The organism is Amycolatopsis sp. NPDC004378 (assembly GCF_053602455.1).
Genome location: NZ_JBSGDR010000005.1, coordinates 94,282 through 108,716 on the forward strand (window position 1 = coordinate 94,282; position 14,435 = coordinate 108,716).

15 protein-coding genes are annotated in these 14,435 nt (G+C 71.6%); 4 read left to right on the forward strand and 11 right to left on the reverse strand.

Annotated elements, in window-relative coordinates; translation table 11 throughout:
* Nucleotides 1-21: 21 nt before the first annotated feature.
* From map to ACWEN0_RS18020, 3 genes are all read right to left on the reverse strand, one after another.
* Nucleotides 22-879: a type I methionyl aminopeptidase gene (gene map / locus ACWEN0_RS18010; RefSeq protein ID WP_451974477.1), complete on the reverse strand. Its 858-nt coding sequence runs from the start codon at nt 877-879 to the stop codon at nt 22-24.
* A gap of 23 nt (nt 880-902) precedes the next feature.
* The gene (locus tag ACWEN0_RS18015; RefSeq protein WP_451974479.1) at nt 903-2,699 is read right to left on the reverse strand and encodes a penicillin-binding transpeptidase domain-containing protein; all 1,797 of its coding nucleotides are present in this window, start codon (nt 2,697-2,699) and stop codon (nt 903-905) included.
* Nucleotides 2,700-2,760: 61 nt separating this feature from the next.
* Nucleotides 2,761-3,615: a GNAT family N-acetyltransferase gene (locus tag ACWEN0_RS18020; RefSeq protein ID WP_451974481.1), complete on the reverse strand. Its 855-nt coding sequence runs from the start codon at nt 3,613-3,615 to the stop codon at nt 2,761-2,763.
* Between the two features lie 88 nt (nt 3,616-3,703).
* Here ACWEN0_RS18020 and ACWEN0_RS18025 point away from each other — a divergent pair, with 88 nt between their 5' ends.
* Nucleotides 3,704-3,895: a DUF4177 domain-containing protein gene (locus ACWEN0_RS18025; protein ID WP_451974483.1), complete on the forward strand. Its 192-nt coding sequence runs from the start codon at nt 3,704-3,706 to the stop codon at nt 3,893-3,895.
* 18 nt (nt 3,896-3,913) lie between these two features.
* Here the strand turns inward: ACWEN0_RS18025 and ACWEN0_RS18030 are convergent, their stop codons facing one another.
* Complete coding sequence (locus ACWEN0_RS18030; RefSeq protein ID WP_451974485.1) at nt 3,914-4,306, reverse strand: VOC family protein; 393 nt, start codon at nt 4,304-4,306, stop codon at nt 3,914-3,916.
* A complete protein-coding gene (locus tag ACWEN0_RS18035) occupies nt 4,303-5,109 on the reverse strand; it encodes a helix-turn-helix domain-containing protein (RefSeq protein WP_451974487.1) in 807 nt (268 codons plus the stop codon). The genes ACWEN0_RS18030 and ACWEN0_RS18035 overlap by 4 nt, the downstream gene beginning before the upstream one ends.
* Nucleotides 5,110-5,192: 83 nt before the next feature.
* Here ACWEN0_RS18035 and ACWEN0_RS18040 point away from each other — a divergent pair, with 83 nt between their 5' ends.
* Nucleotides 5,193-5,447, forward strand: coding sequence for a hypothetical protein (locus tag ACWEN0_RS18040; protein WP_086683462.1), 255 nt, complete (start codon nt 5,193-5,195; stop codon nt 5,445-5,447).
* Here the strand turns inward: ACWEN0_RS18040 and ACWEN0_RS18045 are convergent.
* The 4 genes from ACWEN0_RS18045 to dxr all read right to left on the reverse strand — a co-directional run bounded on the left by ACWEN0_RS18045 (nt 5,436) and on the right by dxr (nt 9,754).
* Entirely contained in the window at nt 5,436-6,089 is a 654-nt protein-coding gene (locus ACWEN0_RS18045) for a class I SAM-dependent methyltransferase (protein WP_451974489.1), read from the reverse strand. The genes ACWEN0_RS18040 and ACWEN0_RS18045 overlap by 12 nt on opposite strands.
* Nucleotides 6,064-7,215: a flavodoxin-dependent (E)-4-hydroxy-3-methylbut-2-enyl-diphosphate synthase gene (ispG, locus tag ACWEN0_RS18050; protein WP_451974491.1), complete on the reverse strand. Its 1,152-nt coding sequence runs from the start codon at nt 7,213-7,215 to the stop codon at nt 6,064-6,066. The genes ACWEN0_RS18045 and ispG overlap by 26 nt, the downstream gene beginning before the upstream one ends.
* 118 nt (nt 7,216-7,333) lie before the next feature.
* On the reverse strand, nt 7,334-8,548 hold the full coding sequence (locus ACWEN0_RS18055; RefSeq protein WP_451974493.1) for a M50 family metallopeptidase: 1,215 nt from the start codon (nt 8,546-8,548) through the stop codon (nt 7,334-7,336).
* A 3-nt stretch (nt 8,549-8,551) separates the two neighbouring features.
* Nucleotides 8,552-9,754 carry a 1-deoxy-D-xylulose-5-phosphate reductoisomerase gene (gene dxr / locus ACWEN0_RS18060; RefSeq protein ID WP_451974495.1) on the reverse strand — a complete coding sequence of 401 codons (1,203 nt, stop codon included), beginning with the start codon at nt 9,752-9,754 and terminating at the stop codon, nt 8,552-8,554.
* Nucleotides 9,755-9,932: 178 nt separating this feature from the next.
* On the opposite strand from dxr, the gene ACWEN0_RS18065 reads away from it, so the two are divergent.
* Together ACWEN0_RS18065 and ACWEN0_RS18070 are read left to right on the forward strand one after the other, a co-directional pair.
* A complete protein-coding gene (locus ACWEN0_RS18065; RefSeq protein WP_451974497.1) occupies nt 9,933-10,190 on the forward strand; it encodes a DUF2631 domain-containing protein in 258 nt (85 codons plus the stop codon).
* A gap of 25 nt (nt 10,191-10,215) precedes the next feature.
* Nucleotides 10,216-10,875: a peptidylprolyl isomerase gene (locus ACWEN0_RS18070; RefSeq protein WP_451974499.1), complete on the forward strand. Its 660-nt coding sequence runs from the start codon at nt 10,216-10,218 to the stop codon at nt 10,873-10,875.
* Between the two features lie 59 nt (nt 10,876-10,934).
* Here the strand turns inward: ACWEN0_RS18070 and ACWEN0_RS18075 are convergent, their stop codons facing one another.
* Together ACWEN0_RS18075 and pdxR are read right to left on the reverse strand one after the other, a co-directional pair.
* A complete protein-coding gene (locus tag ACWEN0_RS18075; protein WP_451974501.1) occupies nt 10,935-12,704 on the reverse strand; it encodes an MFS transporter in 1,770 nt (589 codons plus the stop codon).
* 271 nt (nt 12,705-12,975) lie between these two features.
* Entirely contained in the window at nt 12,976-14,421 is a 1,446-nt protein-coding gene (gene pdxR / locus ACWEN0_RS18080; RefSeq protein WP_451974503.1) for a MocR-like pyridoxine biosynthesis transcription factor PdxR, read from the reverse strand.
* Between the last annotated feature and the right edge of the window lie 14 nt (nt 14,422-14,435).

Sequence of the window (14,435 nt, forward strand, 5' to 3'; positions counted from 1 at the left end):
GGGGTCGACACGGCGTGGGGGTCAGGGGAGGGTGAGGATTTCGCTGCCGTCCGCGGTCACCACGAGGGTGTGCTCGAACTGGGCCGTCCACTTCTTGTCCTTCGTGGTGACGGTCCAGTCGTCCGGCCAGATGTCGTAGTCGATGGTGCCCAGGGTGATCATCGGCTCGATCGTGAAGGTCATGCCCTCCTCGATCACCGTCTCCACCGAGGGTTCCTCGTAGTGCAGCACCGTCGGCGGCGTGTGGAACGCCGGGCCGACGCCGTGGCCCGTGAAGTCGCGGACCACGCCGTAGCCGAAGCGCTTGGCGTAGGACTCGATGACCCGGCCGATGACGTTGAGCTGACGGCCCGGCCGGACCGCCTTGATCGCCCGCAGCGTCGCCTCGCGGGTGCGCTCCACCAGCAGGCGGGCCTCCTCCGAGACGTCGCCGGCCAGGAACGTCGCGTTCGTGTCGCCGTGCACGCCGCCGATGTAGGCGGTGACGTCGATGTTGCAGATGTCGCCGTCCTCGATCACCGTCGAGTCCGGGATGCCGTGGCAGATCACCTCGTTGAGCGAGGTGCAGCACGACTTCGGGAACCGGCGGTAGCCCAGCGTCGAGGGGTAGGCGTGGTGGTCGAGCAGGAACTCGTGCACCACCTTGTCGATGTCGTCGGTGGTGGCGCCCGGCTTGACGGCCTTGCCGCCCTCCTCCAGGGCCTGTGCCGCGATCCGGCTCGCGACCCGCATCGCCTCGATCACCTCGGGCGTGCGCACGCCGCTTCCGGTGTCCCGCTTCGGCGCCGGCTTGTCCACGTACTCGGGACGGGCGATCGAACTGGGGACGTCACGGCGCGGCGTCTGGACGCCGGGAACGAGCGGGGCACGAACGGACATGCCTCCACCTTACGACGGCCGGGTCAGCCGACCGCCGCCAGGAACCGGTGGGCGGCCTGCACCGCCGGTTTGGACGAGCCCGCTTCGGTCAGCAGCACGGCGAACGCCAGGTCGCCCCGGTAGCCGACGAACCAGCCGTGCGAGCGGGAGCCGTCGCCGAACTGGGCGGTCCCCGTCTTGCCCGCGACGTCGGGGATGTCCCGCAGCCCGGTCGCGGTGCCCGACGTGACGACCTCGCGCATCATGTCGCGCAGCGCGCCGAGGACGTCGTCCGACGGCGCGTCACCGACGTTGTTCGTGGCCGCGGGCATCCCCTTGACCAGCGACGGCGTCGGCACCTTCCCGGCCTGCACGGTCGCCGCCGCCAGCGCCATGCCGAACGGGCTGGTCACCACCGTGCCCTGGCCGAAGCCGTTCTCCGCGCGCTGGACGGCCGAGTCGCTGGCCGGGACGGCCCCGGTGACCGTGGTCAGGCCGGGGACGACGAAGTCGGCGCCGATCCCGAACGAGCGCGCGGCGTCGGTGAGCGCCGACGCCGGGAGCCCCGCGGCGAGCCGGGCGAAGGTCGTGTTGCACGAGCGGGCGAACGCCGTCTTCAGGGGGACGCGCCCGAGGTCGAACCGGCCTTCGTTGGGGATCACGCGGTTCTCGACCGTCGTGGTGCCGGGGCAGTCGACCGGGCTGCCGGCGTCGACGTCCCCGGTCGCCAGCGCGGCCGCCGCCGTGACGATCTTGAACGTCGACCCCGGCGGGAAGCGGCCGGCCAGGGCCAGCGAGCCTTCGTCGTCGGCGGCCTGGTTCTGCGCCACGGCGAGGATGTCGCCGCTCGAGGGCTGGATCGCCACCAGAGCCGCCGGGTACTGCTCGGTGTCCAGCGCCTTCTCGGCGGCGTCCTGGATCTTCGCGCTGAGCGTGCTGGTGACCGCGGGTGACGGCCGCGGCGGCTCGGCCCGCAGCTCCGAAACCTCGCCGCCGGTGACGTCCCGGGTGACGATCCGCCAGCCCGCCGCCCCGGCCAGCTGCTGCTCGACCAGGGCGCGGATGCCGGGGAGGACCTGCTGCCCGGAGCCGCGCGCGACCGGCAGCAGCCGCTCCTGGCTGGCGAACCGGACGCCGGGCAGGTCGTAGATCACCGGCTTGACGCGCTGGTAGTCCCCGGCCCGCAGGGTGATCACCGAGTAGGCGTCGCCGGGCTTGGTCTTGCTCATCCCGTCGAGCACCGAGCGGCCGGTGACCGACGGCTCGTACCGGTGCAGCGCCTTGGCGAGCGACCCGGCGACCGCGGTCGCGTTGCCGGTCTTCTGCGGGTCGACGACCACGCCGACCACGGTCTGCGGGCGCATCAGCGGCACGCCGTCGCGGTCGAGGACCGGCGCGGTCTCGGGCGGCTGCGGCACCAGGCCGAGGGTCTGGCCGACGGCCAGCTGCGGGTGCACGACCGTCGGCTGCCAGTGCACCTGCCAGCCGTTCTCGGCCGCGCGCAGCTGGGCGTCGGCGCGGTAGCTCCAGGTGCGGCCGTGCGGCAGGTGCCAGGTGAGCTGGTAGCCGGCCGTGACGGTGTCGCCGTCGGCCGGCTCCTTCACCGCTTCGTCGTCGACGTCCAGCGACTCGGGTTCGAGCACGCCGCGGACCTGGGACAACACGGTCTTGGCGGCGTCCGGCGAGTCGGTGTTCGCCGCCGCGGCGGCGATGTCCCCGGACGCGAAGGCGTCGAGGAAGGCCGAGAGGGCGTCCTCGGGGCTGTCGCCCGAGCACCCGGCCGTGGTCGCGGCGGCGAGCAGCAGCACCGCGAGCGCACCACGGCGCCGACGTGCACTCATGGCGAGATAATGCCTGGTCAGCGCGCTGTGACGGCCTCGAAACGCCGCCACGGAAGAGTGGCTAGAAGAGCACCGTCGCGTACTGGCCGACCTGCTGGAAGCCGATCTTGCGGTAGGCCGCGAGGGCGGGGGTGTTGAACGCGTTAACATACAGGCTCGCGGTGCGGCCCAGGCCTTTCACGAGCCGGTTCACGACGGCGGCGGTGCCGGCGGTGCCCAGGCCGTCGCCGCGGCGGTCCGGGTGCACCCAGACCCCTTGGATCTGGCCGACGGTCGCGGACATGGCGCCGATCTCGGCCTTGAAGACGACTTCGCCGTTCTCGAACCGGGCGAACGCGCGCCCGGCGCCGATCAGCTCGGTGACGCGGGCGCGGTAGCTGGCGCCGCCGTCGCCGCTGCGGGGGTCGACGCCGACCTCTTCGATGAACATCGCGACGGCCGCGGGCAGGTAGCGCTCCAGCTCGTCGGGCCGGACGGGCCGGACCAGCGGGTCGGCCTTGACGAGCGGGGTGCTGTCCAGCGCCATCAACGGCTGGTCGTCGCGGACTTCGCGGGCCGGACCCCACTCGTCGGCGAGCTCGTCCCACAGGCCGAGGACCTGTTCGGCCGGGCCGACCAGCGAGGAGCAGGTTCTCTGTCTCCGCAGGGCACGGTCGGCGAAGGAGCGCAACGCGGGCGCGTTGCCGCGGAGCGGGATGAGGTTGGGGCCGGAAAAGCACAGCCCTTGGAGCCGGCCGGCGCGGACCGGTCGGCTGTCGGCAGCCCAGAGCTCACCACCGAGCCGCCACGGGTCGAGGCCCGCGGCCTCGACCCGGGCGCTGACCATGCAGCTGCCCACCGGGTCGGCGGCGAGCGCGGCACGGACCGCCGGATAGTCCCGATCATCGAGCAGCCGTGCACCTGCAAGCCGCAACACGCGCTCCAGGGTGCCAGATTCGGCTCGCAAACGGAACGCGAGCCCGCCGACACGCTGGGATGAAGGGTCCGCGGGCGGAATCCGGCGCATGCAGCGGTTCACGGACAAGGTCGTCGAAGTCCGCGAAAAGCTCGTCGGCGGCAAGCCCGAGAAGCTCCCGGACGACCACGCGGTCGACGGGTGGCAGCTGAAGGCCATCACCTCGGCGGAGGTGAAGGGCCGCGTCGGGCCCGGCGGAGTGGAGGGCCTGCTGGCCACGTTCGAGCGGTCGGTGGGCTGACCCGCGACGCCGGGGCGATCAGGGAGCGCCGCGGTAGGTGCCGAACGTCCAGGCGTTGCCCTCCGGGTCGCGGAGGCTGAACGTGTGGGAGCCGTAGTCGGTGTCCGCCAGCTTGGCCGTGATCTCCGCGCCCGCAGCCTTCGCGCGCTCGTGGATTTCGTCCACCTCGTCCGACACCACGTACACCGCGCCCGTGCCGGGCTTCATCGCGTCGTGGACGCCGTCCGGCGGGCGGACGCTGCCCAGCATCACCGCGCCGCCCTCGGGCCAGCGCAGCTCGGCGTGCGCGATCAGGTCGCCGTCGGGCACCACCAGCGCCTCGGTGAAGCCCACGACGTCGACCAGGAAGCGGACCGCCGCCGGGGCGTCGTCGTAGCGCAGGGCGGGCCAAACGTTCGGCTGAGGAGTCATACCGGCGAGTCTTGCCCGGCCGCCACCTCCTCGTCTTGGAGGAACGGGAGCTCCTCGGCGATCCACGTGCCCGGCGTGCACCCGGCCAGCGCGCGCCACTCGTTCGTCAGGTGCGCCTGGTCGTAGTACCCGCACTCGACGGCCAAGCGCGCCAGGTCCGTCTGCCCGGTGCGCAGCAGCCGCCCGGCGCGCTCGAACCGCAGCACCCGCGCCACCTGCTTCGGGGGCAGGCCCAGCTCCGCGCGGAACCGTTCGCTCAGGTGACGGCGGCTCCAGCCCACTTCGCCGGCCAACTCCGCGACGCGGACCTGGCCGTCGGCGCCGCGCATCCGCCGCCACGCCTCCCCCAGCTCGGGCGCCGGTGCCACTGGCGAGACCGCCCGGGCCGCCAAGACGTCGTCGAGCAGCGCGAACCGCTCGCTCCACGTCGGCACCGAGCGCAGCCGGTCCGGCAGCGAGCCCAGGCCGAACTCGGCCAGATCGGCCACCTCGCCGCTCAGCTCCGCCGCCGTGACGCCGAACAGCGTGCGCACGCCCAGCGGGTCGAGCTCCAGCTGCAGCCCTTCCTGCGTGCGGTCCTGCCGGATCAGGACCGCGCGCGTGTGCAGGCCGCCGACCAGCGCCTGCAGGCTGCGCCCGGCCATCCGGACCGGCCCGGCCAGGCTGATGACCAGCGTCACGTGCCGGGACGGCAGGCCGCGGTGGACCGGCAGCGTCACCTCGTCCTGCGCGTATCCGACATAGCGCGTGACCAGGGGCCGCACCACGGGGTGCGGCTCGTGAACAGCCCAGGTCACGGTCACGAATGCCAGCGTAAACGTCACCACCGACAGTTCCGGTTCTGATAACACGGAGGGTGCGTCCCCCACCGCGGAAGGAACACCCGATGACGATCCAGGAGCAGGCGCAGCAGCTGGAGCTGCTCGCCGACCAGGTGCCCACCGGCATCGCGCTCGCCACCAAGAGCGACCTCGAAGACCTGCAGGCCCAGGTGCTCGGCCTGCTCGGGGAGACGTCGACCGCGACCGCGATCCAGGGCTCCATCCAGCTCGCCGCGCAGCAGATCGACGAGGTCGCCGCCGCGCTGGAGAACGTCCGCCTGCAGATCCGGGACGCCGCGCAGCACCACCTACAGGGCTGATTCGTAGTAGGAGTGGACGGCGGGCTGGCCGGTGTAGTTCGGGCCGGCCCGGTCGTCCGCGCCGAGGTAGCGGAACGGCAGCGTGCCGGTGAAGTGGCCCTGACGACGGATGCGGCGAGCCCGCGCGTCATAGGTGAAGCCCGCTGCGCGCAAGGCCGGGAGCAGCCGTCGCGCGCCACCCGGCAGGCGGACGCCGGCGGCGTCGAAGTTCGCCACGAACACGCCGTCCTCGCTCAGCCACGACACCGCCCGCAGCAGCGCGCCGAGCTTGTCGCCGACGTAGTGCAACCCGTGCACGCAGGTCACGAGGTCGAACCGGCCCGCGGGCACCCACGTCGTGATCGACGCGGTCTCGAACCGCACGGGCCCGGCCGCCGCGAAGGACCCGGCCAGGTCGACACCGGTGATGTCCAGGTCCGGCCGGGTCACCGCCGCGTCGAGGAGCGCGCGCCCGCTGCCGCAGCAGAGATCCAGCCACCGCGCGCCCGGCGGCAGGCCCGGGATGTCGAAGCCGAGGACCCGCGAATACCCGTCACGACCGGCCAGCCGCCGGTCGCGGTTCATCGCGTTGTTGGCCACGACGGACGACGCCTCGAGGACGTCGTCCGGGAGCAGCTCAGCCAGCGGTGACGACCGGAGCACCCTCGCCGAGGGACTCCCCCGACTCTTCGGCGATGCGCATGGCCTCTTCGATGAGCGTCTCGACGATCGCGTGCTCGGGCACGGTCTTGATGACCTCGCCCTTGACGAAGATCTGGCCCTTGCCGTTGCCCGAGGCGACGCCCAGGTCGGCCTCGCGGGCCTCGCCCGGGCCGTTGACGACGCAGCCCATGACGGCCACGCGCAGCGGGATCTCCATGCCCTCGAGCCCGGCGGTGACCTGGTCGGCGAGGGTGTAGACGTCCACCTGCGCGCGCCCGCACGACGGGCACGACACGATCTCCAGCTTGCGCGGGCGCAGGTTCAGCGACTGCAGGATCTGCGCGCCGACCTTGACCTCTTCGACCGGCGGCGCGGACAGCGAGACGCGGATCGTGTCACCGATGCCCTGGCGCAGCAGCGCGCCGAACGCGACGGCCGACTTGATCGTGCCCTGGAACGCCGGGCCCGCCTCGGTGACGCCGAGGTGCAGCGGGTAGTCGCACTGCTCGGCCAGCAGTTCGTACGCACGCACCATGACTACGGGGTCGTTGTGCTTCACGGAGATCTTGATGTCGTGGAAGTCGTGTTCGGCGAACAGCGACGCCTCCCACAGCGCGGACTCGGCCAGCGCTTCCGGGGTCGCCTTGCCGTACTTGTCCATGATCCGCTTGTCCAGCGAGCCGGCGTTGACGCCGATCCGGATCGGCGTGCCGTGGTCCTTCGCGGCCTGCGCAATCTCCTTGACCTGGTCGTCGAACTTCCGGATGTTGCCCGGGTTGACGCGCACCGCGGCGCAGCCGGCCTCGATGGCGGCGAAGACGTACTTCGGCTGGAAGTGGATGTCCGCGATCACCGGGATCTGCGACTTCTTCGCGATCGCGGGCAGCGCCTCGGCGTCGTCGGCCGACGGGCACGCGACGCGGACGATGTCGCAGCCCGCGGCGGTCAGCTCGGCGATCTGCTGCAGCGTCGCGTTGACGTCGGAGGTGAGCGTCGTCGTCATCGACTGGACGGAGATCGGGAAGTCGCTGCCGACGCCGACCGGGCCCACCTGGAGCTGGCGGGTCTTGCGGCGCTCGGAGAGGACGGGCGGGGGCAGGGCTGGCATACCGAGTGCGACGGTCACGGCCTCCAGCGTACCTACCCCGACCGGGCCACCTTCACCAAGTCAACCGTCACGGTGAGCAGTATTACGCCCGGCGCCACCCACCGCGGAGGGGCCGGAACCCCTCCGTGGCGGGGCACTACTGCAGACGAATCGGGTTGACGATGTCCGCTGTCACCGTGAGTAGCGTCACCGCACCCCCGATGAGCACCAGCACCATCGTGATCCCGGACAGCTTCGTGTAGTCGACGGGACCGCCCGCCGCCTTGCCGCGCAGGCCCCGGATCCAGTCGCGGACGCGCTCGTACCAGACCACCGCGATGTGCCCGCCGTCGAGCGGGAGCAGCGGCAGCAGGTTGAACACGCCGATGAAGAAGTTGAGGCTGGCCAGCAGGAAGAAGAACAGCACCCAGATGCCCTGCTCGACGGCCTCGCCGCCGATCCGGCTCGCGCCGACGACGCTGACCGGGGTGTTCGGGTCGCGCTCGCCGCCGAAGATCGCGGTGACCACGGCCGGGATGCGCTGGGGGAACTCGACGAGCCGCTGCGCCGTCTCGGAGAACATCGTGCCGGTGAAGCCGAACGTCGCGCCGACCGCGGCGACCGGGCCGTACTGGGTGGTCACGGCGGGCTGCTTCGGGGAGGCGCCGATCATGCCGACCGTCTTCACGCCGGCGCTGGTCCAGCGCTGCACCTGGGGCACGTCGACGACGAGCGCGAGCCGCTGGTCGCCGCGCTGGACGTCGAACTCGGTGCGGCCCTTGGTGGCCTGCACGGCGGCGAGCATCTCGGTCCAGCTCGCGACCGGCTTGCCGCCGACGGCGAGGATCTTGTCGCCGGCCCGCAGCCCGGCGGCCTCGGCCGGCCGCACGGCACCCGGCGGGCAGTCGGTGGCCTTGGCCTGCTCCTCGGTCGTCGCCGCCCGCGCGCACGACGTCGACGCCAGCACCGGCGAGGTGTCCGCGGGGGTCAGGTTCGGCAGCCCCATCGTCACGGCCATCAGGTAGAGCACGACGAAGCCGAGGATGAAGTGCGTGATGGACCCGGCGGACATCACGACGGTGCGCTTCCAGGTCTTGAACCGCCACATCGCGCGCGGCGCCTCGTCCGGCGTCACCTCGTCGAGCGCCGTCATGCCCGCGATGTCGCAGAACCCGCCGAGCGGGATCCACTTCAGGCCGTATTCGGTCTCCCCGCGGCGCCACGAGAACACCGTGGGCCCGAAGCCCACGAAGTACCGGCGGACCTTCATGCCGAAGGCCTTCGCGGTGATCATGTGGCCGGCCTCGTGCAACGCGACGGAGACGCAGATCCCCAGCGCGAAGAGCACCACCCCGATGATGTAGGCGAGCACCCGCTACTTCCCCTCGATGATCGAACCGGCCCGCGCGCGAGCCCAGCGCTCGGCGGCGAGAACGTCCTCGACGTCGCGCGGTTCGCGACGCCACTCGTCGGCGGCTCCCACCACCTCGGAAACAGTGTCCACTATCGACGTGAAGCGGGTGTTCTGCGCGAGGAAAGCGGAGACGAGCTCCTCGTTCGCGGCGTTGTAGACGGCGGGCAGGCAGCCGCCCACGGTCCCGCAGTGCCGGGCCAGCTCGACCGAGGGGAAGGCCTCGTTGTCGAGCGGCTCGAACGTCCAGGTCGCGGCCTTGTCCCAGGTGCAGGCGGGCGCGGCGCCGGGCACCCGGTCCGGCCAGTGCAGCGCGAGCGCGATCGGCAGCCGCATGTCGGGCGGGCTGGCCTGGGCGATCGTCGAGCCGTCGGTGAAGGTCACCATCGAGTGAACGATCGACTGCGGGTGCACGGTGACGTCGATCCGGTCCGGCTCGATGCCGAACAGCAGCGCCGCCTCGATGAGCTCGAGGCCCTTGTTGACCAGGGTCGCCGAGTTGATCGTGATCAGCGGGCCCATCGACCAGGTCGGGTGGGCCATCGCCTGCTCGACGGTGACGTCCGCCAGCTCCTCGCGCCTGCGGCCGCGGAACGGGCCCCCGGAGGCGGTGAGGACGAGCTTCGCGACCTCGTTCTCCTTGCCGGACCGCAGGGCCTGCGCGATGGCGGAGTGCTCGGAGTCGACCGGCACGAGCTGGCCGGGCTTCGCGGCGGCGAGCACCAGCGGACCGCCGGCGATGAGGGACTCCTTGTTCGCGAGCGCGAGGGTGGCGCCGGTGGCGAGCGCCTTGAGCGTCGGCTCGAGGCCGCGGGAGCCCGGCAGGGCGTTGAGGACGGTGTCGACGGGGACGGCGTCGATCAGCTCGGTGACGGCGTCGGACCCCGCGAAGAGCCGCGGCAGCTTGAAGTCCCCTTGGGAGTAGCCGCGCTTCTGCGCTTCGGCGTACAGCGCGAGCTGCACGTCTTCGGCGGCCGTGGCCTTGGTCACGGCGACGGCTTCGACGCCGTGGGCGAGCGCCTGCGCGGCGAGCTTGGCCGGGTCGGCGCCGCCCGCGGCGATGCCGGCCACCCGGAACAGGTGCGGGTTGCGGGCCGCGACGTCCAGGGCCTGCACGCCGATGGACCCGGTGGACCCGAGCACGAGAACGCTTCGCGAGGTAGTCATCGCGGGTCATTGTCGCGCGGCGCGTCGCCGCGGCGCACCCGGAGGTACACCGTCGCGCGAGCCTGGTTCCGGAAACCCTCGCCGGGGTGTCCGGCGCCACGCGGGGCGTGTCCGCGGCGCACCCCGAGGTGTGGGATCATCAGCGCGTCCGAGGTTCACGGGTCTTGAGGAGTTCATCGTGGCAGGCAAGGCGGTCGAGAAGCGGCGTCCCGAGGTCGACCCGCGCGACGAGCCGTCCGCGGCCTGGGGCTGGCACGGCACGTTCCCGAAGGCCACCCGGATCGCCGGCTGGGTCAGCGCGATCATCCTGCTCGTGATGCTCAAGGGCAACCACGAGAACAACACCGAGAACGTCTGGCTCGTCGGGCTCTCGCTGTTCCTGATGCTGCTGCTCGTGCTGGACATCCGCAAGCAGCGCACGGCCTGGCGCAAGTAGTTCGTCCTTCGCTAACGTCCCCGGCATGAAGCTGCGCTGGGGTCTGGCTCTCGTCGGTGTCCTGGGTGCCCTGCTGGTCGCTCCGGCGCCGGCATCCGCGTCGGTTCCGGTCGTCCGGTGCACGTTCACGCCGACGCCGTCGAACCCCGCTGCCCGTCCGGTGGTGCGCCCGCTGCCGTTCGCGTCGACGCTCGGGACGGTCGACGTCACCTTCCGGTTCAACTACGGGCCGGTGACGGTGCGGCTGAACCGCGCGGGCGCGGCGCCTTGTGCGGTGCACAACATGGTTTCGCTGATCGCGCAGCGGTTCTACGACCGGACCCAGTGCTGGCGTCTTTCGAACTCTTCCCGGCTCGGTGTCCTGCAGTGCGGGGACATCTACGAGGTCGAGAAGGGCGGGCCGGGGTACGCCTTCCCCGACGAGGTGACCGGTTCGGAGACCTACCCGCGCGGGACCGTGGCCATGGGGAACCAGGGGCCCGGGACCAACGGGTCGGAGTTCTTCATCGTGCATTCCTTCGCGAACATCCCGGCGAACTATTCGGTGCTGGGGACCGTGGTGCGCGGGATGTCGGCCATCGACCACATGGTGGCGGACGGGATCATTCCCACCGATCCGAACGGGCCGCTCGACGGCGCTCCGGCACATCCGGTGAAGATCCAGCGGGCTTCGATCGGCTGGTAGCCCAGGACGCGGAAACCCGGGTGCCGCCGGACGCGGCACCCGGGTTTCCGAAACCACCGTCAGCGTTCGCTGGCGGGCGACACCAGTTCGCTCGGGCCGCCGCCGGACTCGCCGGCCACCGCGGCCAGCTCCTCGCCCACTGACTCGCGGTCCTCGGGGCGGGCGTCCTTCGTCAGCAGCGACGCCACCGCGCCGATCAGGCAGACCGCGATCGCGAAACCGAACGCCACCGCCAGGCCCGACTGGAACGGGCCCGAAATCAGGTTCGGGAAGAAGCTGCGGCCCGTCAGGAACGACGCCTGGTCCGGCGGCAGCGCCGACAGCTGACCGCCCAGCAGCTGCTGGATCGGGTTGTAGCCCAGGAACGCCGCGAACAGCACCGCCACCGCCGGGAGGTGGGCGATCTGGTCCGCCGACGCCGCCGGGACGCCGTGCTGGATCAGGCCCTGGCTCATCGTCGTCGGGAGGCTGCTCGACAGGCCCGCGATGATCAGGCTGAAGAAGAACCCGATCGACAGGACCATCGCCGCGTTCTGGAACGTCGTCATCATGCCCGCGCCGGACCCGCGCGCGTCCGCCGGCAGGCTGTTCATCACCTCGGCGCGGTTGGGCGAGGAGAACATGCCCATGCCGATGCCGTTGATCAGCAGGATCGCGGCGAACGCCCAGTAATTGAAGTTCACCGGGAGCAGGATCAGCAGCAGGAACGTCACGGCGGTGATGAACAGACCGCTCGAGGCGAGCATTCGGCTGCCGATCCGGTCGGCGAGGATGCCCGACGTCGGCGCGGCCACCAGGAACCCGACCGTCATCGGCAGCATGTAGATGCCGGCCCACAGCGGCGTCTGCTCGAACGTGTAGCCGTGCTGCGGCAGCCAGATGCCCTGCAGCCAGATGATCAGGATGAACTGCAGGCCACCGCGGCCGAGCGACGCCGTCAGGTTCGCGATGTTGCCCCACGTGAACGAGCGGATCTTGAACAGCGACAGCCGGAACAGCGGGTTCGGCACCTTCGTCTCGATGATCACGAACGCGACCAGCACCGCGGCGCCGCCGATCAGGCAGCTCAGCACCATCGGGCTGCCCCAGCCGGTCGACGAGGTGCCGTAGGGCTGGATGCCGTAGGTGATGCCGACCAGGACGGCGATGAGGCCGACCGCGAAGGTGATGTTGCCCCACCAGTCCATCTTCGCGTGCTTGCGGATGCCGGTGTCGTGCAGCTTGAGGTACGCCCAGATCGTGCCGATCACGCCGAACGGGACCGAGACGAGGAAGATCAGGTTCCAGTCGATCGGGGCGAGCACGCCGCCGACGACCAGGCCGAGGAACGAGCCCGCGATGGCCGCGACGCCGTTCATGCCGAGCGCGAGGCCGCGCTGGTTGGCCGGGAAGGCGTCGGTGAGGATCGCCGACGAGTTCGCCATCAGGAAGGCGCCGCCGACGCCCTGGACGATCCGCCAGCCGATCAGCCACAGCGCGGCGGCGTCGCCGTCGAACCAGGTGACGGCCAGCATGATGGAAGAAACGGTGAAGACGGCGAACCCGAGGTTGTACATCCTCGCGCGGCCGTACATGTCGCCGAGCCGGCCGAAGCTCACCACCAGCACCGCGGTGACCACGAGGAAGCCCATGATCATCCACAGCAGGTAGCTGGTGTTGGCGGGCTCGAGGGGGTTGATGCCGATGCCCTTGAAGATGTCGGGCAGCGCGATCAGCACGATCGAGGAGTTGATCGTGGCGATCAGCATGCCCAGCGTCGTGTTGGACAGCGCGATCCACTTGTACCGCGGCCCCAGTTCCGCGATCGAATACGTCCGGCGTTCCGCCACTGTGCAACCCTTCTGCTCGCAAAGTCCCTTAGCTAGGCTAAGCAACTTGCTTGCGTATGGCAACCAACCGAGCGAATCGCCTGGGAGAGCATGATCACACTTGCTTGACCGTCCTTTGTGGATCCTTTACCCGGCTGGGCGAGCGCCGGTCGCGGATGAGGCGTCCGGGGGCTGGGGATAGGTCGGGTGCCCTGTGGACAACCGGGGTGCGTGGGGCGGAACTGTCGGTGGCCGGCGGTAGCGTTGAAACCGGGCCTCGCAAAAGGCGAGGTCAGCGGGCAAGTCCCCCCAGCACCGCGACCCCTTCCGCGATCTCGGTCGCCGTCCGCGCGGCATACCCCATCACCAGGCCAGGGCGGCCCGGCAGCTGCCGGTGCCACGACAACGGCTGCACCTTCACCCCTTCCTCCAGCGCGGCCGCCGCCAAGGCGACGTCGTCCACCCCCGAAGGGAACGTGATCGTCAGGTGCAGGCCCGCCGCGGCGCCGTGGACCACCGCGGCAGGCAGGTGAGCGGCGAGCGCGCGGATCATCGCGTCGCGGCGGCGGCGATGCCGCGACCGCACCACCCGTAGCTGGCGCTCCAGCTCGCCCGTCTCCATGAGACGGGCCAGCACCAGCTGGGCCAGCACCGCGTTGCCCAGGTCCGCGAACCGCTTCGCCGCCACCAGATCGTCGCGGAACCGGGGCGGGGCCAGCAGCCAGCCGACCCGCAACGCCGGGGCCAGCAGCTTCGAAACGCTTCCCGTGTAACAGACTTCCGGCAGCATCGACCGGACCGCCGGCACCGGCGCGCGGTCGTAGCGGTGCTCCGCGTCGTAGTCGTCCTCCACCACGATGCCGCCGTCGGCCGCCCAGCTCATCAGGGCGCGGCGGCGCTCGCCGCCGAGGACCACGCCCGTGGGGAACTGGTGGGCCGGGGTCAGCAGCACCGCCGGGGCGTGCAGGTCCGCCACGCGCAGGCCGTCGTCGTCCACCGGGACCGGTGGGGTGGCCAGGCCGCAGTGGTGCAGGTGCTGTCGGGCGCCCAGGGAACCCGGGTCCTCCACCGCGATCTCCGCGACGCCGTGCTGCCGCAGCACCTCCCCCACCAGCGTCAGCGCCTGCGCCACCCCGGACACCACGATGATCTCGCCCGGGTCCACCCGGATGCCGCGGTTGCGCGCCAGCCAGTGCGACACCGCCAGCCGCATCGCCGGGGCGCCGCGCGGGTCGCCGTAGCCGAAGTGGGACGGCTCGAGCTCGTCCAGCACCGCGCGCTCCGCCCGCAGCCACGCCGCGCGCGGGAACGCCGTCAAGTCCGGCACGCCCGGCGTCAAGTCGATCCGGGCCGGGGCCGCCCGGACCGCGTCGAACACCTCGGCGCCCGGCAGCGGCGTGATCACCTTCGCGGGCACGCCCACCGGCGCCGGGTCGGGCGCCGTCACCGGGGCGGCGACCACCACCGTGCCCGCGCGGCCGCGGCCCGCCGCGTGGCCGTCGTCGATGAGGCGCTGGTAGGCCTCGGTGACGACGCCTCGCGAGACGCGCAGCTCGGCCGCCAGCACCCGGGACGCGGGCAGCCGGCCGCCGACCGGGAGCCGGCCGTCCGCGACCGCGGCGCGCAGCTGTCCGGCCAGCCAGTCCGCGAGGCCGCCCGGCGGTGCCTCGCGGACGTCGAGCTGGAGGAAGTCCGAGCCTATGGACCCCTCCGGAAGCGGCGTTTTGGCCCTGTCCATCGAGCCATTGTCGC